Origin of the sequence: Lentibacillus juripiscarius (genome assembly GCF_042685205.1) — a bacterium.
GTDB classification, from domain to species: domain Bacteria; phylum Bacillota; class Bacilli; order Bacillales; family Amphibacillaceae; genus Lentibacillus; species Lentibacillus juripiscarius.
In genome coordinates, this window is record NZ_JBHUNA010000021.1 from 25,953 (window position 1) to 44,570 (window position 18,618).

Genomic DNA, 18,618 nt, shown 5'->3' on the forward strand with positions numbered 1-18,618 from the left:
GGTCTTTGTTTATAACGTCATCGTCAGTTAATGATTCAATGACTTCATTCGATAATGTAGTCAGCCGGAAACCCGTGTAAAGCAGTCAGAGACACAGCAAAGGACTCACGCTTCAATCTCTTTTCTGCTTTACTCATATTGTCGGTCAGCTACTTTCACCAGCAGTTTCCCGATATTTCTTCCTTTGAACAAATCGAGAAAAGCATCAGGAATATTTTCAAAACCTTCGCGGATCGTTTCGCGGTATGTCAGTTTGCCTTCTTGTAGCCAACTGCCAAGCTGCTGGGCGCCTTCCTTAAAGCGATCAGCATAATTGGCGACCGTGAAACCTTGCATTAGGGCGCTTTTCTTAATGAGAGTCTGCTGCACGCGCGGGCCGATATCCGGTTCTTCCTGATTGTACGTGGAAATAGCACCGCAAACCGGGATGCGCGCATAGCGATTCAATTGCGTCATGACCGCATCTGATATTTTCCCGCCGACATTATCGAAATACACATCAACCCCGTCCGGGCAGTCCTGCGCTAGGTCACGTTCGATATCGTTTGTCGTCCGGTAATTGATGCCTGCATCAAAGCCAAGTTCCTCTTTTAGGTAATTGATTTTTTCATCGGATCCGGCGATGCCGACGACGCGTGCACCTTTAATTTTGGCAATTTGCCCGACGGTGGAGCCGACCGAGCCAGCTGCTCCTGAAATAACGACCGTTTCGCCTTCTTTCGGCTTTCCGATATCCAACAGACCAAAATAGGCAGTCAAGCCGGTCATACCCAATATGCCTAGATGGGTGGTGATTGGCGCTATCGACGGATCGATTTGCCGAATCTCATTTTCATCGGCAGCATAGTATTCCTGCCAGCCAAACATACCGGTCACAACATCTCCTTCTTGGAACTTATTTGATTTAGACTCGATGACTTCGCCGATGGAGCCGCCTTCAATCACTTCATTGACTTTAAACGGTTCGATGTAAGACTCCGCATCCACCATTCTTCCCCGCATATACGGATCGACGGATACATACAGCGTCTTAATGAGAATCTGGCCTTCCCTGACGTTTGCCACCTCTTTTTGGACAAATTGGAACGTACTGTCATCTGGCATGCCCTGTGGCCGCTCAGCCAGAATGATTTGGTTATTCACACGAGTCATGGGATCGTCTCCTTTACATAAGCGTGGTTTATATAGCTTTGCCTTCTATGGTAGGGAAAATAACCACGTAATGCCAGTGAAAGTAACTGTAAGTAATCATGGATAAGGTGAAAATGGTATTGAGCATCCATCCTTCAACGTACAAAAAGGCTGAGCCCATGTGGTTCAATAGTAGGGCAGCAGCCTATAAAGAAACTATTATTAATCCAGCGTATCTTCGCAGGACTCACTTCCATATTCACCCATACCTAAGACCCTTATATAGTATCTACCTTCTACAAATATCCCATTCGTTCTGCCTCAAACGTCAGTTCATCTCTGAACTTCGGATGGGCGATGTCAATTAGTGCCTTCGTCCGTTCCCGAATGGTTTTGCCGCGAAGCCGTGCGATGCCGTACTCTGTGGCAATATAATCAACATCGTTTTTTGAGGTGGAGACAGGGGTTCCCGGGTTCAGGGCCGGCACAATTTTGGAAATGGAGTCACCTTTAGCGGTTGAATGCAGACAGATTACACCTCGTCCGCCTTCTGACAGACGGGAAGCCACTTGAAAATCCGACTGCCCGCCTGTGGAGGACCAATACGTCCCGCCAACCATTTCTGAGTTAACCTGGCCAAGGAAATCGACCTCCACGCCTGCATTCACCGTTACCAGGCTGTCCGCATCCTGTAATCGGCCAACATGGTTCGTCTTATTTACAGGCAGCATATAAATATCCTGGTTTTCGTGGAGAAAGTCGTAAAGATTCTGCGACCCATAGGCAAATGTCGCTGTCATTTTCCCCTTTTTGAATGGGTTATTTTCGTTGGTCACTGCCCCGCTGTCATAAAGTGCAATGACTTTTTCGGGAATCATTTCGGTATGAATGCTCAGATTCCGATAGTCCTTCAGATTATCCATAATGGCGTTTGGAATGGATCCATAGCCAATCTGCAGGGTATCCCTGTTTTTGATTAGACTGGCAACGTGTTCGCCAATCAGCTTGTCCTTTCCCGATTGGGGCGGTGCAGCCGGTGCCTCTGGAATTGGCTGATGATGCTCGATTAAAGCAGTAATATCCGAAATATGGATTTGGTTCTCCCCGTACGTGCGCGGCATGTATTCATTCACTTCCAGCAGTATCGTTTCAGCATACGGCAGCATCGCTATTATATGGTCCGCATTCGTCCCCAGGGAAAAATAGCCATTTTCATCCATTGGTGACGCAACAGCCATGACCACTGGCTTTCTGGCAGTTTGCTGCAGGATTTTTGGCAAGTCGGAAAAATGGTTTGGCAAAAGATCAATTTTTCCTTCCTGAAATGCCTTCCGTTCCGCCGCCCCCATAAACATGCTAGTAATTTTAAGCTTTTCAGGGTTTACATCCAGCACATCACGGGTGGAAAACATTTGAAACAGGCGATTGCCCTCTAGCCCCTCATATGTTTCCAGTTGTTTCATCAATGCATATGGTTCCCCGGCAAGAATGGGGGTAATGATATCAGACTCCGGCTGAATAAACGTAAGCGCTTCCTCTTTTGTATGATGTTTTTCCCTATATAACTGTGCAAGATTCATGATGCATGGCCCCTTTTTTATCAAACATTATATCTATAGATTACAAAATTTTTAACTAAAATGATAGAGGCACAGGAAATTTACTTTTTCATTTTTCAACTAAATGTGAATCCATTATTATCCTCTCATGTTTTTAATGAATTTCATAAATACTTTTTTTGCTTAATATACGAACTTATAACTGAAAATACACTTAATCACTCGTACTCTAACTTAGAAGATTGGAACGGAAGGCGGACGACTCCTGCGGGATAAGAGGCCTAGATGAGACCCCGCAAGGCGTTAGCCCAAAGTAAAGCTTCCATGAGTAGGCTTCGACCTGCGAGGAGTGCTGCATCCACGACCACACTTGCAACGCGACGAGCATGAGGAGGCTCATCAGCCGCCCGCGGCAAAGAAGACACTGCGAAAGCGACCAAAGGAAGCTTAAGCAGATGTCGCACTTGTACCCGGAGTGGTGAAAGCGTCCGCCTGAAGTGGAAATCAAACACAATAACCTAATTGTTCGTATTTTAAAGGTAGATATTGAATTATGAAATTAACTCATTTATATAAAATATATTAATTGATTCATTGGACTATTTCGTTTTATGATTGTACATGTTTCTAATTGCACTTATGAAATAAGAAAGTCTATATACTTTCTTATCTGCCAAAAAAGGAGTAGAGCAAGATTGAAGGTTATTTTTTCATCTCTGCAATGGGCTTTATTTATATTAATGAGCAGTGTGGTTGTTCCGATTGCCATCGCCTCCAGCTACGGACTCCATGACATTGCAACAATCGAATTCGTACAGCGGACATTATTCGTTCTGGGACTTGCAGGTATTTTACAAACCTTATTTGGACACCATATGCCAATTCAGGAGGGCCCTGCAGGTCTTTGGTGGGGTGTGTTTACTTTATATGCCGGATTAGGCACCGTTTTATTTGGATCGCATGCCGAAACATTACGGGTTTTGCAGTATGCCTTTTTGTTAAGCGGAGTTATATTTATTCTTTTAAGTGTTTTTGGGCTGGTGGAAAAACTAGCACGCTTGTTCACCCCAACGATTGTCGGGATATACTTGATTCTTTTGGTGGCACAATTAAGCAGCTCTTTTTTGCAAGGAATGTTTGGGCTTAACGGACAGCATCATACTGTTCAGCCGGTAGTTTTTTTACTTTCATTGTTGATTATTATACTCTCTTATTGCTTTATGAAAATACCCAAGGTTGGCCATTATTCAGTCCTGTTTAGCATTATTTTCGGCTGGCTGTTATTTTCTGTTTTTGGCCTTGCGAAGCCTGTTACAGAAGTAAATCAATTTATGAAGTTGCCGGAAGTCTTTGCATTTGGTTCACCAAGGATTGAGCCTAACATGATCGTAGTGGTCATTTTTATAACTTTATTGCTGCTTGCTAATATGTTAGCTACCGTACGTGTGGTTCAACAAGTATTGGAACGCCATCATGTTGCGGTTGAAGAAAATCGTTTGAAGCAAACTGGGATTATTTCTGGAATCAACCAGTTGTTGGGTGGTTTATTTTCGGCAATAGGAGCTGTACCTATCTCCGGTTCAGCAGGCTTTATTGAAACAACAAAAATAACTAGTAAAAAACCCTTTATCATTGGTTCCCTTCTCATTGTAGTGATCAGCATGTTTCCGCCATTTACTGCATTTGTTGCAGCACTTCCTGAAGCTGTTGGATATGCGGCCATTTTTCCGGTTTTCGCCAGCATCATTAGTTTAGCCCTTCAAGAATTTGAAGCAGTTGAAAATAAACAGATTCTGTTCCGGGTTGTTAGCATATCATTATTTGCAGGAATTGGTATTATGTTTATCCCTTCCGAAGCATTCGCGGAAATGTCGCCAGTGCTAGTGTCGATATTAAGTAACGGACTCGTATTTGGTGCACTCGTTGCCATAGTAGTTGAAACAATTTTAACCAGAAAGAATAAAACAAAAGAAAAACAAGTTAATTCGCAAACACCTTAAAGAGTAGCCCGAATCAGACATTACTGATTCGGGCTTCTTATTTTGATTAGAAAAACATTTGCCTCGTCTTTTAGCAAATGCCGAGTTTAGCTAGGATTAACCAGTCACCCGCCAAAATCACATAAATAGAAATTGGGCTAATCGGTACGTATCACTATTTTTTTAAACCGGGTTTTCCTGGCTTTCATCCACTAAGCCCAGCATCCGAGCGGTTCTCGTTTGAATGTCATGGATAAGTTCTGGATTATCCTTCAATGACACACCATAAGAAGGAACCATCTCTTTTATTTTTGGTGCCCATTCCTCTACATGCTCTGGGAAACACTTCTCAATGATTTCAAGCATGATGGAAACCGAGGTAGAAGCACCCGGGGACGCACCGAGCAATGCAGCGATAGAACCATCATCAGAGTTGACAATTTCGGTACCAAATTGAAGGGTGCCCTTACCGCCAGTATCTGTATCTTTGATCACTTGTACGCGCTGGCCTGCCGTCACAATTTCCCAGTCTTCTGCTTTAGCATCCGGAACGAATTCACGTAACGTTTCAATATATTGTTCTTTCGATAACATAAGCTGTCCAATCAGGTACTTTGTTAATGGCATATTTTTAGCACCTGCCGCCAACATGGTAAGGACATTATTCGGTTTAACAGAGCCTAATAAATCCATATTGGAACCCGTCTTCAAAAATTTAGGTGTGAAGCCAGCAAAAGGGCCAAATAGCAATGATTTCTGATTATCGATATACCGTGTATCAAGGTGCGGTACAGACATTGGCGGAGCCCCGACTGGCGCCTTGCCATATACTTTTGCCTGATGCTTCTGTATAACATCCGGGTTGTTGCAAGTAAGGAATAGTCCGCTTACCGGAAATCCGCCGACATGTTTACTTTGAGGGATGCCGGTTTTTTGCAGTAACGGCAAGGCTCCTCCACCAGCACCAATAAAGACAAAATTAGCCGTGTGTGTTTCGAGCGTACCACGTTCAAAATTGCGCACTTTTACTTCCCACGCACCGTCTTCCGTACGTTTAATATCATCGACCACATGATTATAATTGATATGAACTTGCTGACGTTTTAAGTGATCCATCAATTTGCGCGTGAGTGCTCCAAAATTGACATCGGTTCCGTCGTCGATTTTCGTTGCTGCAGTTGGCTGATTATCAGCTCGGTTTTCCATGATCAGCGGAATCCATTCCTTTAATTTCTCCGGATCATCGGAAAATTCCATCCCTTTGAACAGCGGATTGCCTGAGAGTGCTTCAAATCGCTTTTTTAAAAACCTTATATTATCTTCCCCATGGACAAAACTCATGTGAGGCAACGGCATGATAAAGTCCTGTGGGTTATCAATCCGATTACTGTTCACAAGATGGGACCAAAACTGCTTGGACACCTGAAACTTTTCATTAATGTTCAGTGCTTTACTGGTATCAATTGATCCGTCCGGCTGTTCGGGCGTATAGTTAAGCTCACATAGTGCAGAATGTCCTGTTCCTGCATTATTCCAAACGTTAGAGCTTTCTTCTCCACCATTTTCGAGCTTCTCAAAAATGGTAATGTCCCAATCTGGTGCCAATTCTTTTAACAATGTAGCAAATGTTGCACTCATGATTCCGGCACCAATCATGATAACGTCTGTTGTCGTATGTTTGTTGCTCATTTTTTTCATCCCTATCCTTGAAGTTTTGCAGAAAAGATTCCGGTGCTCCTGCTGATGCATTTCATAAGACAGGACGCAGCCTAGTCACATCTTTCCTAAAAATAATTATACCCTATTATAGATTACCAGAGTTTTGCACAAACTGAAATATCTTCTTAAAAATTTTGTCGTTACTTATTTTTCCGTTTCAAAGGAGAATTCAGCTTGTTACATACATCAATTCAGCACTTTTTACCGTTCATTGGCACACTGTCCAATGACAGACCACTTACAAAACAGGATTTATTAACAGCGTCTTTATTAATGGAAAAAAGTGGCGACATACGTGTGTATTATGCTCCTCATAATGACTCTATCAATAAAGCTGCGAAAATCGTCATCGTTGGGATTACTCCGGGATGGAGGCAAATGAAAATTGCCTTTGAGCAATTTGTGGACAGCCTGTCATCTGGTGATACGGTGGAAACATGCTTGAACGAAGCAAAACAAGCAGCCCGATTCGCCGGTTCGATGCGAAAGAATCTCTTGCACATGCTTGATGAGTGCGGCATTCCAAACGCACTCGGCATCCCGAGTTCAGCCGATCTATTCGGAAATAGCAGGAACTTCCTTCATACAACGTCGATTATTAAATATCCCGTGTTTATAAAAGGAAAAAACTATACTGGACATCAGCCGCCTATCCATCGTTCGGCTTTATTAAAGCATTATGCCTACAATATTTTCCCGGACGAATTAGCACAAATTCATCCGCCTGCACTTGTAATCCCACTTGGAAAAACGGTGGAGCAAACAATTGTCAGATTGGCGGAGGAACAGATGCTACCCAACCATACGTATTTAACCGGTTTTCCTCATCCATCCGGAGCAAACGGACATCGTGTAAGGCAATTCCAGCAGCAAAAGCAACAGCTCCAGGAGAAAGTTCGAGCATGGGCTGGCGGGGGTGGATAACACCTTATTACCAAAAGATTCTTCCTCGTTTATTAAACAAATTTACAGTTTATTTATTTTCTCTTAATAGTGACTTAATATTCGTTTGTTAGCTTGTAATTATAAAATGAATGGGAGGGGATAATTTTGAAAAAATCATTTAAACTTATTGGTGGTGTAGCGTTAGCAGGTGTTCTTACTGCAACAGCAATTTTTTATTCAGATGTGACTGAGGCGAAAAAGAATGGTGATCATCGTTCAAATCAAGGTGTCGCTAAAAACGTCATTTTATTAGTTGGCGATGGCATGGGGCAAAATCAAATTTCCGCAGCGTCTTATTTTAAGGGAGAAGGATATGGTGCTAACGATTTAACGATGAGCGAATTCAAAAACATTGGCTTCGCTAGAACTTTCTCGCATGATAATGTTGTTACGGATTCAGCAGCTGCTGCGACTGCATTTTCAGCTTCACATAAAACGGATAACGGTGTTCTAGGAAAAGCGCCGAGGCAAGAAGAACACTCTGAAAATGAAAAGCATTTTAATGTAGGAACAGTACTTGAAAAGGCTGAAAAGGCCGGAAAGGCAACGGGACTAGTATCGACAGCAAGAATTACACACGCAACACCAGCAGCATTTGCTTCCCATATAGATGATCGAAATAAAGAAAATATTATAGCGAAACAAATGTTATTAGATCATGATATTGAAGTTTTACTTGGTGGCGGGAAACGTCACTTCCTTCCAAAAGACCAAGGTGGCAGACGGGAAGACGGGAAAAATTTAATGGAAGCAGCTGAGAAAAAAGGTTATGAAGTATTAGGTAACAAGGATGACTTGGAAGACGCTGACTCTGGTAAACTATTAGGTTTATTTAATGATAGCCACATGACTTATGAATTGGATCGCGAATTAACAGAAGAACCAAATTTAGCTGCTATGACTGAAAAGGCGTTGGACGTAGTAGAAGATGATAAAGAAGGTTTTTTCCTAATGGTTGAAGGCGGACGTATTGACCATGCTGGACATGCTAATTACCCGGCTGCAAATATTCATGACACGTTAGCTTTTGACGATGCTGTTAGTGTTGCAAAAGAGTTTGCTAAAGAAAACAAAAACACACTTGTTATTGTAACTGCTGACCATGAAACTGGTGGTATGTCCATCGGTGCTAAAGGTACTTACGGTTTCAATAAAGGTGTGCTTCACGATGTTAAACGTACATCAGAGTATATCGGTAATCAATTAAACTATGAAAGAACGAATAGTAAAGATGTAATCACAAAGTACACAGGAATTAAAGAATTAACGCAAGAGGAAATCAAAACAATTAAAAATGCCAAAAGTGCTGGAAGCGGAGTAGCAGATGTAATCAGTAACCGCGCTCTCATTGGTTGGACCACTACTGGTCATACTGCTGTTAACGTACCCGTGTTAGCATATGGACCTCAGTCTTCTAAACTAGCAGGTACGATCGACAATACAGTTATCGCTGATGTTATTGCTAATGCTATGAAAGTTAAGGATAACGATGACGATGAGGATGATGAATTCGAAAAAGAAGACGAGGAAGACGAATAAACGAATTGGTTAGGTAGGAAAACCTGCAATGAATGCAGGTTTTCCTATTTAAATATGTTGCTTCTTTAGTTTTTTTACTTAACAAGATTTTATGATACTATCATAATTTCATATATGTATTTTCCTTACATGTTTACTGCCCTAAATTTTAAAGTTTAAAAAAGAAAAATCCGAACGATGATTCAAAATGCTTCCATTGGTTTTCGAATCAGTTCGGATTTTTTATTGTTTAAACCTATCTTAACATTGTACTAGACTCTTCTGGCCATCATTCATCTTTAGTGTTAAACGTTTTAGCTATATCCCAGCCCCTTGGATCATTACCCAGCCTGTTCATCGGCGAATTGGCTGTTATATAGATCGGCATAAAAGCCCTGTTGTTCAAGCAATTCGTCGTGTGTGCCTTGTTCGATGACATCCCCTTGATTCATAACAAGGATCTTGTCGGCATTCTGTATGGTAGACAGCCGATGGGCAATGACAAAGCTGGTTCTGCCTTCCATCATCTGTTTCATGGCCTCTTGAATAAAGACTTCTGTTCGTGTATCGACACTGGATGTCGCTTCATCAAGAATCATGATTGGTGGGTCAGCCAATATCGCTCGGGCAATCGTAAGCAGCTGTTTTTGACCTTGGGATATATTGGAGGCATCCTGGTTCAAAATCGTATCATAGCCATCTGGCAATGTTCGAATGAACTGGTCAGCGCGGGCTGATTTGGCTGCTTCAATTACATCGGTTTCGGAAGCATCCCGTTTACCATAGGCGATATTATCCTTGATTGACCCATTAAACAGCCATGTATCCTGCAATACCATGCCGAATTGTGCACGCAGATCATGCCGCGACATAGACTGGATGTTTTTACCGTCGACCTCGATAGAACCTGCATTTACTTCATAAAAACGCATCAATAAATTGATCATTGTTGTTTTGCCGGCGCCGGTTGGTCCAACAATGGCAACCATCTCTCCGGGCTTGACGTCAATATTCAAATCCTCCATCAATAATTCGTCATCATAACCAAATGCGACATGGTTGAACGTAACGGCACCTTCTGCGGAAGAAACTTCTCCTGATGCTGTTTCAGCAATTTCCTCTTCTTCATCAAGGAGATCAAATACCCGCCTCGCAGCTGCAATGGTTGCCTGAATAACATTAGCAATATTGGCTGTTTGATTAATCGGTTGATTGAATTGTTTGGTATACGTAATGAATGCCTGAATATCCCCGATGGAAATAGCCCGCTGTGTCACCAAAAGACCACCGACAATACTGATCAGAACATAGCTTAAGTTTCCAATAAACGTCATTACCGGATTAATAATCCCGGATATGAACTGGGCCCGGCGCCCGGCATTGTAAAGCTCCTCGTTCATATCGTCGAATGTCCGCTGTGCATGCGCCTCCTGACCAAAAGCCTTGATGACCTGATGGCCGGTATACATTTCCTCGATATGACCGTTCAGCTTACCAAGTGAATGTTGCTGGTTGGTAAAATAGTTCTGTGACTTTTTTAAAAATGGTTTAATCACAAACAATGATACAGGAATGCTGACGATGGCAATAAGCGTCAGTAACGGGCTGATGGTTAACATCATAATTGTAATCCCGACAAGCATCACCATGGAACGGATGAACTGGGTGATACTTTGCTGCAGCGTATTACCAATAGTGTCGATATCATTGATCACACGACTCAGTGTGTCCCCGTGCGAATGACTGTCATAGTAGTTAAGTGGCAACCTTTCCAATTTCTTAAAAATGTCAGCCCTTAAGTCATATACCGTATTCTGAGCGACACTTGCCATTAAATATTGCTGCATAAACGTAAACAAGCTGCTGAAGATATATAAGCCCGCGAGCAGAAGGAGCATTTTGCCAACTTGGACAAAATCAACCCCCTCACCGGTACCCGTTAGTTTTGCATAGGCGCCTTCGAATACCTCCGTAACCGTATTCCCCATTACTTTCGGACCCAAAACAGCAAATAACGTACTTAACATCACAGCAATCAAAACGACGACTAACCGCGTGCGTCTTGGCGCAAGATAGCCAAGGAGCCGCTTCAGTGTCGCCATTGATTGACTTGCGTTTTTGTTTGGCTGACTCATGCGATACCCTCCTCTCCGTACTGGGACTTGACAATTTCACGGTAGGTGTCACTGGATGCCAGCAGTTCCTGATGTGTGCCAATACCATCTACCTGTCCATTATCCAGGACGATGATCCGGTCGGCATTGATAACGGAACTGACTCGTTGTGCCACGATAAGGATGGATGCATCAGTCACTTCATCCTCCAAAGCTTGCCTTAGTTTGGCATCTGTTTTATAGTCAAGTGCTGAGAAACTATCATCAAAAACATAAAGATCCGGACGTCTGACAAGCGCTCTGGCAATGGCCAAACGTTGCTTTTGTCCACCTGATAGGTTAGTGCCGCCCTGATCGAGATTGGTATCATAACCGTTCTCCATATCGGAAATGAAATCATCCGCCTGGGCGACTTTAGCTGCCCAGCGAACATCCTCTATGGAGGCGTCCGTTTTTCCGTAACGGATATTGTCGGCAATTGTGCCGGAAAATAAAAACGCTTTTTGGGGAACAAGACCGATCCGTGAACGAACATCAGCCTGATTGGTTTCTCTGATGTCAACTCCATTCAGACGGATGGATCCTTCTGTGACATCATAAAAGCGTGGAATCAGATTGACTAGTGTGGACTTTCCTGATCCCGTCCCACCGATAATCGCCGTAATTTCACCGGGTTTTGACCGGAAATCAATATCCTTTAACGCAGGTTCTTCTGCGCCGGGATAGTGGAATGTCACATGATCAAATTCCAATGAACCTTTCTCATTAGCGTATCCTGTTTTAGCGCTTCTATCTTTATCGGTGATTGTCGGCTTGGTCTGGAGCACCTCGTTAACACGATTGGCCGAAACGGCTGCACGCGGCAGCATGACAAACATCATAGATGCCATCACAAGGGAAAACATAATCTGCATGACATACTGAATAAACGCCATCAAATCGCCAATCTGCATATTTCCGCCATCAATACGGATGCCGCCAAACCAGATAATCGCAACGACCGTTAAGTTCATAAGTAGCATCATAAGTGGCATTAAGAAAGCCATCAGTTTATTAACCTTAATCGTCACATCGGTCAAATTGGTGTTAGCTGTTTTTAATCGGTCTGATTCAGCATCTTCTTTGTTAAAAGCACGAATGACACGTACACCAGTCAAATTTTCCCGCATGACCAGATTTAATTTATCCAGACGCTTTTGGACGGCCTTGAACAATGGCATACCTTTTTTCAAAATAAGGATAATGGCCGCTGCCAAAAATGGCATAACCCCAAGGACAACAAGTGATAACTTGGCATCCTTGGAAACTGCCATAATGATTCCGCCAGCCATCATGAGCGGTGCCATGATCACCATACGGAGCAGCATCATCATTACGCGCTGTATTTGAGTAATATCGTTGGTCGTCCTTGTGATAAGGGAAGCTCCCCCAATTTCATCAAACTCCTGAGATGCAAAGGTCTGAACATGACTGAATACATCCCTGCGAATGTCACGCCCGTGCCCCATGGCAAATTTCGAGGAATAAAAGCTCGCCAGAACAGCGACACCGACGCCCAGTGCAGAGACACCGAGCATAACCAAGCCAACTTCCCAAATATAGGAGATATCTCCTTCAACGACGCCGTTATCAACGATGTTTCCCATCAATGTTGGCAATAAGAGGTTCGACATAGCCTGAGCAAAGACAAGTAGAACTACAAGTGCCAGCATCCATTTATAGGGGGATAGCTTTTTTAGAATCTTGATCATTCGGTTTCACCACCTTCAAAAAACGTTACAATATGCTGATGCATATGGATTAAGTCGGCAAACTGCTCTTCTGTAAATGAATCGACGGCATTTTTGAATCGGCTGTGCACACCGTCTTCCTGTGATTTCATATCATCAAGCAGTGCCTTGCCACGATCACTTAATGCTAAATTCATTTCCCTTCGATTGCCTTCAACATGTGTCCGGTTAAGCAGTTCGGCCTGAACAAGCCCTTCTATCGCATGGCTCAACGTACTTTTAGGATAATGTGTCCGGGCCTGCAATTTTTTCTGTGATATCTGCTTGTTGTGCTGCATCATGACAAGGATCGCAAATTGCGGAATGGACAGTTCATTGTCGATGGCTGTCTGTTTAACCTGTGTCATAATTGATTTCTGCAGCTGCCAGAATGATTGCATAAGTGCCATTGGCCGATTTGTTTCATATATATCTTTATCCATATCCTCACCCGCCTTTAAAGGAAAATTCATCCGGTTTATTCTTCCCAATTGTTCCAAATGAAACAACCCAAATTTAAACTGTTCAAAAATGAACACCAAAGAATTCTATACCCGTTTAACTATAATGTCAAGGGAGAAAATGACGTGGCTAAAGGACCACAGGGACAGGAACCCTGGTCCAAGGCTCCTGTCCCTATGGCCCTGAAACAGGTTGCTTTAAGCCGAAGAGTGTAATGTGCTACTTTTGTAGTTAAGAAAATCCACATCCGTCCCAAGAAACGCTTGATGATCAAATGATTAATGACGAGATCAGCAGACAAAAGCCGGATATCCCTGGTGGAATGGTGTGGAATTTGAGAATGTTAGATAAATATTTTATTACGCGAATGAATTTCATAAATGCTTTTTCTGTTTGATATACGAACATATAACACACTTAATCATATACTCCGCCTTGGAAGATTGGTGTGTAGCTTCGAAAACCGCTGAAAGGGACCCGAGCGCTCGTCTCGAGACCAAAACAGAGCTCAAAAGCAGTCGAAAAGGTCTCGAGAGCCCTTCTCGAGACCAAAACAGCACTCAAAAGCAGTTGAAAAGGTCTCGAGAGCCCTTCTCGAGACCAAAACGGCACTCAAAAGCAGTCGAAAAGGGCCCGAGAGCCCTTCTCGAGACCAAAACGGCACTCAAAAGCAGTCGAAAAGGACTCGAGAGCCCTTCTCGAGACCAAAACAGCACTCAAAAGCGGTCGAAAAGGACTCGAGAGGCCGTCTCGAGACCAAAACGGCACTTGAAAGCGGTCGAAAAGGTCTCGAGAGCCCTTCTCGAGACCAAAACGGCACTTGAAAGCAGTCGAAAAGGACTCGAGAGCCCATTTCACTCATTCGACTGCAATAAAAATAAGCTTTGAGCCTATATAAAAGAAGGAGTTTTGACAATGCGAGACATAAAATCATTATTTGAGACTGTTCCATTAGGCAATACAACATTAGATAATCGGATTGGTGTTGCGCCAATGACGCGTGTTAGTGCATCACCTGAAGGGTTAGCGACCGACCAGATGGTATCGTACTATACTTCTTTTGCCCAGAGTGGATTCGGGCTAATCATTACGGAAGGAACTTATATTGATGATAAATATAGCCAAGCCTATTTTAATCAACCAGGTATCGCTTATAAGGAACAGGCTCAAGCATGGAAGAAAGTTGTCGACGCTGTTCATCAAGCAGGAGCGAAAATCTTTATGCAATTACAGCATGCAGGGGCCCTTTCACAAGGAAATCGTTTTACTCAAGAAACAATGGCCCCATCTGCTATTCAGCCAAAAGGAGAACAATTAAGAATGTATGGAGGCGAGGGTTTGTTTCCAACTCCAAGGGAAGCGACAATAGAAGAAATCTCAGAAGTCGTAACCGGGTTTGTTGATGCTGCTAAACGTGCCCAATCAGCAGGCTTTGATGGGGTTGAAATTCATGGTGCCAATGGCTATTTTCTTGACGAGTTCCTAACTGATTATACAAATCAACGTACGGATAAATATGGTGGTTCAACGAAAAGCCGGGTTCATTTAATGGAGGAAGTGTCTAAAGCAATTCGAGAAGCAGTTGGGCAGAACTTTACCATTGGTATCAGAATTTCACAAGCGAAACCAAATGATTACACACATAAGTGGGCAGGAAAAGAACGGGATGCTGAAGTCATCTTTGGTCAATTAGGTCAAACTGGTCTTGACTATATCCATGTGACGGAGTATAAAGCATGGGCGCCCGCATTCGACACAAGTGAAACATCACTTGCAGCTCTAGCGAAAAAATACGGCGGTATTCCTGTAATAGTTAATGGACATTTAGAAGACCCTGAAAAAGCGAGAAGTATGATTGAGAAAGGGAAGGGCGATGTGATTACCCTTGGTAAAGGCGCCCTGGCTAACCATGATTGGGTCAACAAAATCAAAAATGAGGAACCGTTAGCAGCCTTTAAGGCAGAAAAAGTGTTAAATCCGGATGCAAAAATTAAGGAATTTGAGGCTTAAATCCAGTGGGGGACCAGGGTTCCTGTCCCCCATGATTTTAACCTCACTTATGATACGGTTCCCCCCGCATTATCCGAAAAGCCCGATACACTTGCTCCAGCAGGATCATTCGCATCATTTGATGGGGAAAGGTTATTTTCGAGAAGGATAGGGCAAGGTCACTTCGCTTTTGCACGTCTTCACTGATACCGACGGAACCGCCGATGACAAAGGTAATTTTGCTTTTGCCATAGGTGGCGAGCTCGTCCAGTTTGGCGGCGAATTTCTCGGAGGTCAGCATTTTCCCGTTGATCTCCAGCGTGATGACGTATGCATCGCTGGCAATTTTGGCTAAGATGCGTTCGCCCTCTTTCTGTTGCACGGCACGCACGTCCGCGTCGCTCATATTTTCCGGTAATTTTTCGTCAGCAACTTCAGTGATTTGAACTTTCGCGTACGGGCTGAGCCGCTTCAAGTACTCTTCAATGCCCTGCTTCAAATATTTCTCCTTCAGTTTTCCGACTGCCACGATATCAATTTTCATCCGCTGCCCCGTCCTTTGCTTTGCATTCTTATCTTCAGCATAGCAAAAATCGTTTGCAAAAACTATAAACAAGCGATGCCAGGGATGATCAGGGAGCTGCATTGGGAATACCTATGCGGTCGGGATTTACCACGAGACATACGTTGTGCCAAAAGGCAATTATGAAGCAATTTATGGAAATATGCCGGTGTACGGACTTGCAAGGGCAGCAAGTCACACACCGATTACCGCTTAGACGATATCAGCAAGAAAAAGATTGGGTGGGATGTGAAGCTTGTGTTAGATAAAAACCCGTACCACTATTATAGTGATACGGGTTTATTTGCATTAAAATGCAAGATCATCTGTACGATTAATGATGTTTGGTTGGGTAAATAGGGAGATGAGAAATTTACTGCTTACTTATATTCCAAATGGTAGAACGCTTGATCGCGTGGAAAAAATCACATCATATCCAACTAGGAAATTGCTGAGGCTGGGGATGCGCTGACGGTTAAATTATTCAAGAGGTGTTTTCTGCTGATTTTCCTGGAAGATGATACGCTCTATTTGCAGTGCCACAGATAATACGTGGATAAATGCTTCATACTTGGAGGTATTCGAATGCTTTTCATAGTTGTGGATAATGGGGGGTGCCAAATCTTTACTGGCTTCCATATCAAAATGGTAGAAATCAATGATTGGAAAATATAGTGCATCACCAACTGGGATCAGTGTACCCATGACAATTTCACCTTTTTTTGGCGGTACAGCGTCTGGGGCATATACAATGACATCCAGTGTTTCATTTGTCAGCATGTCAACAACGACAAGGACACGATCATTATATTTATAGCCGACGTAGTAAAACTTCGGTATTGCCTTATCCCATTCCAGTAGCCAGGATGTGATAAGCGGCTTATTGTGCAATTGCTGATCGTTTTCGGCGATGTAGTCTTCTGTGAAAGTAACGTCTGCTCCTGCCGAATCATACATTAATTTCCACCAAAATAGATTATGCTCCAGTGCTTGCCGTTTTTCCTTCCGCGGTTGGTGATCGTCGATAAATTCACTTAGCATCTCCTGGTACACAGCAAAGTAACGTTTTAACAAAAAATGCGTGAAATCCTTGTAGACTTCGAGGAGCAATTCCTCCTTTACATCATCTGAAACCGGGTAATCATGCCGAAATGCTTTTGCACTGAACGTTGACTGTGCAAATGGTACCACCTTTTCAGTTGTTCTATCTGCATTCTTCATAACATCCTTCCTTCCGAGTAGTTTTTGGGGCAAAAAGCGCGGGCTTTATGCCACTCTCTTAATGATTCGACATTTATCTTCCATTTCCTTTTTTATTTTTCAATTAATTTAATAAATTACTATATAAAGTTGCAAACATTTAGTATGATAGATATTAATAAAGAAAGGATGTGGGACATGCCATTGCCATACAAAACACGCACGAAACCTGTAGAACTGCAACAACTAAGCTCCCTGGATACGCGAATGACTTTATCTTCAAAGGATAAGCAGCATCTCATAAACTTGACCAAGGGCTATGAAGGTGAGGTCCAATTTGATTCATTAACTGAAAAGCTTACGTGGGACTGTTTCATATTAAATGACCTGCTGCTGAAAGTTAATAACACGCTCTTTCAAATTGATTCGCTGCTCATCTCATCCAGGAAAATTCATTTGTTTGAAGTGAAGAATTTTGAAGAGGATTATAATTACGAAGCAGATAAATTTATTAAGTTGCCTCAATATGAAATTACAAATCCTCTGCACCAGTTAAGCAGAAGCGAATCATTACTGCGACAGCTACTCCTCAAAGACAAAATTAATCTTCCAATTGACGCCTCTTTGGTTTTTATCAATCCGGAATTTACGTTATACCAGGCACCTCTTGATAAGCCAATGATTTTACCAACCCAGATCAAAAACTACCTGAATAAATTAAATTCAACGCCTTCCCATTTAAATGAAAAACACAAGTGGATAGCAGACAAGTTGATCTCTCTTCATATAGAGGATTCGCCTTATAAGCAGCTGCCATCCTATACGTATGGGGACGTGCGAAAAGGAATTACTTGCTTAGCATGCAAATCCTTTTCCACTGCGGTTGAAGGGAGAAAACTTGTTTGTAAAGAATGTGAGCATGAAGAAATCGTTGAAATGGCTGTCGTGCGGGCAGTTGAGGAATTTAAGCTACTGTTTCCGGAACATAAGATTACGACACGCAGTATTCAGGAATGGTGCCAAGTAGTGAAATACCAAAAAAGGATAAGGAAAATATTAGATGATAACTATACAAAGAAAGGGACAAACCGATGGGCTTATTATGAATAAAGCGATTTTTGCATTGGAAGCTGAAGGTCGTTTATAGCGCCTGGATATAGGTGATTTTTGGCCTCGAGATGGGTTCTCAAGACCCTTTCGGCTGCTTTGGAGGTGATTTTTGGCCTTGAGATGGGCTCTCGAGACCCTTTTCGGCTGCTTTCGATGCGACTTTTGGCCTCGAGACGGGCTCTCGAAACCTTTTTGACTGCTTTCGATGTGACTTTTGGCCTCGAGACGGGCTCTCGAAACCTTTTTGACTGCTTTCGATGTGACTTTTGGCCTCGAGATGGGCTCTCGAGACCCTTTCGGCTGCTTTTGAGGTGATTTTTGGCCTCGAGATGGACTCTCGAAACCTTTTCGGCTGCTTTGGAGGTGATTTTTGGCCTTGAGATGGGCTCTCGAGACCCTTTTCGGCTGCTTTCGATGCGACTTTTGGCCTCGAGACGGGCTCTCGAAACCTTTTTGACTGCTTTCGATGTGACTTTTGGCCTCGAGATGGGCTCTCGAAACCTTTTCGGCTGCTTTCGATGCGATTTTTGGCCTTGAGATGGGCTCTCGAAACCTTTTTTA

At 43.0% G+C, this 18,618-nt stretch carries 13 protein-coding genes and 1 pseudogene; 6 read left to right on the plus strand and 8 right to left on the minus strand.

Going from position 1 to position 18,618, the window contains the following annotated elements; genetic code table 11:
* Nucleotides 1–129: 129 nt before the first annotated feature.
* Together ACFSUO_RS09990 and ACFSUO_RS09995 are read right to left on the minus strand one after the other, a co-directional pair.
* Nucleotides 130–1,152, minus strand: coding sequence for an NADP-dependent oxidoreductase (locus ACFSUO_RS09990; RefSeq protein WP_382393633.1), 1,023 nt, complete (start codon nt 1,150–1,152; stop codon nt 130–132).
* A 275-nt stretch (nt 1,153–1,427) separates the two neighbouring features.
* Nucleotides 1,428–2,711, minus strand: coding sequence for an acetyl-CoA hydrolase/transferase family protein (locus ACFSUO_RS09995; RefSeq protein ID WP_382393635.1), 1,284 nt, complete (start codon nt 2,709–2,711; stop codon nt 1,428–1,430).
* Between the two features lie 674 nt (nt 2,712–3,385).
* On the opposite strand from ACFSUO_RS09995, the gene ACFSUO_RS10000 reads away from it, so the two are divergent.
* A complete protein-coding gene (locus tag ACFSUO_RS10000; protein WP_382393637.1) occupies nt 3,386–4,690 on the plus strand; it encodes a purine/pyrimidine permease in 1,305 nt (434 codons plus the stop codon).
* 162 nt (nt 4,691–4,852) lie between these two features.
* Here the strand turns inward: ACFSUO_RS10000 and ACFSUO_RS10005 are convergent, their stop codons facing one another.
* On the minus strand, nt 4,853–6,367 hold the full coding sequence (locus ACFSUO_RS10005; protein ID WP_382393639.1) for a malate:quinone oxidoreductase: 1,515 nt from the start codon (nt 6,365–6,367) through the stop codon (nt 4,853–4,855).
* 195 nt (nt 6,368–6,562) lie between these two features.
* Between ACFSUO_RS10005 and ACFSUO_RS10010 the strand changes: the two genes are divergently transcribed.
* Both ACFSUO_RS10010 and ACFSUO_RS10015 read left to right on the plus strand, forming a co-directional pair.
* Nucleotides 6,563–7,312, plus strand: coding sequence for a uracil-DNA glycosylase family protein (locus tag ACFSUO_RS10010; RefSeq protein WP_382393641.1), 750 nt, complete (start codon nt 6,563–6,565; stop codon nt 7,310–7,312).
* A gap of 126 nt (nt 7,313–7,438) precedes the next feature.
* Complete coding sequence (locus ACFSUO_RS10015) at nt 7,439–8,872, plus strand: alkaline phosphatase (protein ID WP_382393643.1); 1,434 nt, start codon at nt 7,439–7,441, stop codon at nt 8,870–8,872.
* A gap of 320 nt (nt 8,873–9,192) precedes the next feature.
* Here ACFSUO_RS10015 and ACFSUO_RS10020 read toward each other — a convergent pair whose 3' ends face one another.
* The 3 genes from ACFSUO_RS10020 to ACFSUO_RS10030 are packed head-to-tail and all read right to left on the minus strand — an operon-like array spanning nt 9,193 to nt 13,177.
* Nucleotides 9,193–10,986 carry an ABC transporter ATP-binding protein gene (locus ACFSUO_RS10020; RefSeq protein ID WP_382393645.1) on the minus strand — a complete coding sequence of 598 codons (1,794 nt, stop codon included), beginning with the start codon at nt 10,984–10,986 and terminating at the stop codon, nt 9,193–9,195.
* Nucleotides 10,983–12,716 (minus strand): ABC transporter ATP-binding protein, encoded by a 1,734-nt coding sequence (locus ACFSUO_RS10025; RefSeq protein WP_382393647.1) that lies wholly within the window; start codon nt 12,714–12,716, stop codon nt 10,983–10,985. Before ACFSUO_RS10025 ends, ACFSUO_RS10020 begins: the two co-directional genes overlap by 4 nt.
* Complete coding sequence (locus ACFSUO_RS10030; RefSeq protein ID WP_382393649.1) at nt 12,713–13,177, minus strand: MarR family winged helix-turn-helix transcriptional regulator; 465 nt, start codon at nt 13,175–13,177, stop codon at nt 12,713–12,715. Before ACFSUO_RS10030 ends, ACFSUO_RS10025 begins: the two co-directional genes overlap by 4 nt.
* 934 nt (nt 13,178–14,111) lie before the next feature.
* On the opposite strand from ACFSUO_RS10030, the gene ACFSUO_RS10035 reads away from it, so the two are divergent.
* On the plus strand, nt 14,112–15,206 hold the full coding sequence (locus ACFSUO_RS10035) for an NADH:flavin oxidoreductase (protein WP_382393651.1): 1,095 nt from the start codon (nt 14,112–14,114) through the stop codon (nt 15,204–15,206).
* A gap of 43 nt (nt 15,207–15,249) precedes the next feature.
* Here the strand turns inward: ACFSUO_RS10035 and rlmH are convergent, their stop codons facing one another.
* On the minus strand, nt 15,250–15,729 hold the full coding sequence (rlmH, locus tag ACFSUO_RS10040; RefSeq protein WP_382393653.1) for a 23S rRNA (pseudouridine(1915)-N(3))-methyltransferase RlmH: 480 nt from the start codon (nt 15,727–15,729) through the stop codon (nt 15,250–15,252).
* A 115-nt stretch (nt 15,730–15,844) separates the two neighbouring features.
* Between rlmH and ACFSUO_RS10045 the strand changes: the two are divergent.
* Nucleotides 15,845–15,964, plus strand: a pseudogene (locus ACFSUO_RS10045) (monooxygenase family protein); the annotation flags it as partial.
* Nucleotides 15,965–16,227: 263 nt separating this feature from the next.
* Here the strand turns inward: ACFSUO_RS10045 and ACFSUO_RS10050 are convergent.
* Nucleotides 16,228–16,968: a hypothetical protein gene (locus tag ACFSUO_RS10050; protein WP_382393655.1), complete on the minus strand. Its 741-nt coding sequence runs from the start codon at nt 16,966–16,968 to the stop codon at nt 16,228–16,230.
* Between the two features lie 183 nt (nt 16,969–17,151).
* Here ACFSUO_RS10050 and ACFSUO_RS10055 point away from each other — a divergent pair, with 183 nt between their 5' ends.
* The gene (locus ACFSUO_RS10055; RefSeq protein WP_382393907.1) at nt 17,152–18,057 is read left to right on the plus strand and encodes a nuclease-related domain-containing protein; all 906 of its coding nucleotides are present in this window, start codon (nt 17,152–17,154) and stop codon (nt 18,055–18,057) included.
* The last annotated feature ends 561 nt before the right edge of the window (nt 18,058–18,618 follow it).